The sequence below is a fragment of the Xenorhabdus littoralis genome, from assembly GCF_033949345.1.
Taxonomy (GTDB): domain Bacteria; phylum Pseudomonadota; class Gammaproteobacteria; order Enterobacterales; family Enterobacteriaceae; genus Xenorhabdus; species Xenorhabdus littoralis.
Genome location: NZ_VCDP01000100.1, coordinates 1 through 1984, shown reverse-complemented (window position 1 = coordinate 1984; position 1984 = coordinate 1). Strand labels below are relative to the sequence as shown.

Here is a 1984-nt window from a genome sequence, read left to right as displayed (position 1 = left end):
CATTATCTTGACGTAGGTAATCTCTCCTTTTTTACGGCATCAGCCTGTTGCAAGGCATGGGGGTTAAAAAATAAACGGAATAAAGTGAGTCAGAAGCAGAAAAACGCTCATGGAAACCGGTTTCCCTGAGTAATGCGTGGATCAAATGGGTTGTAAAGCCAAACCGGACGTGCTCTGGACGTTGGCCGCCTGACGGCGTCACTTGGTAATCGCTACGCTTTTACACAAGTGACGCCGCGTAACGGTGGACGCTGAAATCATTGACATCTCTAACCCTGCTGTGCAATCACTATACAGGATCCGGGACGTTTATCGTGTGTGTTCCAAAATGGAGGTTAACGTCATACATCAATTGGACAGAAGCAGAGAGCACTCTGCTCATATTGGGTAGTAAGCCGGTTGTTTATAACACCGGATAACTTTCATCGCCGGACGGTAGGTTGTTGTCTGACGACATCTGCTTCCAAAAGTGCGCAGATGTACCGCAATCTTGCTCTCCCTTGCAGGCTACAGGAGTTTTGTTTTCGCCACTCAGAAGAGGTGATCCTTGCAGGCGATAAGATCACAGATAGTCACATTCAGGATGGTAGCGTGTGTATCTGGCGGGGTCAATGTCAGTGCCATGATATTTAACCCGCTGCTTTCACGCACTCCGGGGATCTAACACCAAAGCGCAACACTATTTCCTTATCATTTAATTTCTAAAGGAATTTTATAGCTAATGCCTGTTAATTCTGACAAACCGACCTCTTTTCCTGTCGTGAGAAAGAGGTTTCTACGCCTCAGGTTGTACAGGTGAAGGCAATGCTCACACATGTCAGTCGCATTAGCCGGATTTCTGATTGCCTTGAGCGTCCTGACGGCGTATTTACCACACCGGCACCGCACGACATAGATGGCACTGTTTTTATGGTTACCCCGTTGCGATAAAGGGCGGACACCTAACACCGTCAAAAAGCCATATTCATAACCCTGGACCTGCATCAGTATGTTGATTAAATTGGGTTCTCTTTTACTTAAACGCAAATCATATGTGGTTTTGTAAGGAATAAAATGACTGGATTGTTTTTGACTTTTTTTGCTCTTATCATTTTTATCGATATTGGTCATCACTTTCCCTGATCCATTTCAGAATATATTAAAGATGTTCCAATTTAACTGCTTTCATTATGAATTCAATAGCGAAAAAACTAAACTGAATAGGTAAACCGGGTCCAGCCATTTTTATTTTCATTATCATTATTATAAACGGCGAAGCCTCAATGGCTTCGACCATTGAGGCTTCTATAAATTGTCTACTACCAGAAACAAGAGCGTTAATGTAACAGAACATCTCAAGTATAACGTTTTTAGTGTAAGTCATATTGAATGAAATGGCATTAAGTCATTTACTTTTTTGTGATATTCCTCATGAATATTGAGTTAATGCAATTCCAATATAAAATATATAAAGATAGAAAATGAATATAAAATCGCCCTGAATTAAGATAAGCACTAAATTAACTCAATAATACATTTGCATTAAATAACTCACTAACCTGCACCATTAAGAATATTTATCTGATATTTAATTATCGGAACAATGATAAACAGGTTAAACAGGCGAAAAAATAAAACTCACACACCATTCACACTCTGCTTAAGGGATAACGCCCTGTCCCTTAAGTTTTCCCCTGTTTAGCTACTTTCCCTTTGACATCATCTTCTGCATCACTATCTGCCCGAACATGCCGGCTGACTGCCTGACCTGCCCCACGCCCTGGTTCATCATGCCGCTGATATCGCCCATTCGCACCCCCGCCCAGGCCAGTGCACCCAGCCAGACCATCGGCAGAACAATAAACAGCATCCCCATCACCAGCGCCATAATTAAATCATCCGAGGTGTTCTGCAACCCGGCCAGATTAAACAGGCTGTGGGTTTCTGAACCGTACAACGCATCCAGAAGAAAGCTGTCCAGCCAACGCGCCAGCTCCCACCAGAA

The 1984-nt window shown here is 42.9% G+C and carries 3 protein-coding genes; 1 reads left to right on the top strand and 2 read right to left on the bottom strand.

Annotation, left to right across the window (positions count from 1 at the left end):
- Positions 1–399: 399 nt before the first annotated feature.
- On the top strand, positions 400–633 hold the full coding sequence (locus tag FE394_RS17380) for a hypothetical protein (RefSeq protein ID WP_319927610.1): 234 nt from the start codon (positions 400–402) through the stop codon (positions 631–633).
- A gap of 57 nt (positions 634–690) precedes the next feature.
- On the opposite strand, the gene FE394_RS17375 is transcribed toward FE394_RS17380, so the two are convergent.
- Positions 691–1110, bottom strand: coding sequence for a hypothetical protein (locus tag FE394_RS17375; RefSeq protein WP_319927609.1), 420 nt, complete (start codon positions 1108–1110; stop codon positions 691–693).
- Between the two features lie 571 nt (positions 1111–1681).
- Positions 1682–1984 (bottom strand): conjugal transfer protein TraG N-terminal domain-containing protein (locus FE394_RS17370; protein WP_319927608.1); only part of this gene is annotated, 303 nt, incomplete at its 5' end.

What these genes read in the sequence shown, in the direction of transcription:
- FE394_RS17375 (WP_319927609.1), bottom strand. Translation starts at nt 1,110, where the DNA reads ATGACCAATATCGATAAAAATGATAAGAGCAAAAAAAGTCAAAAACAA.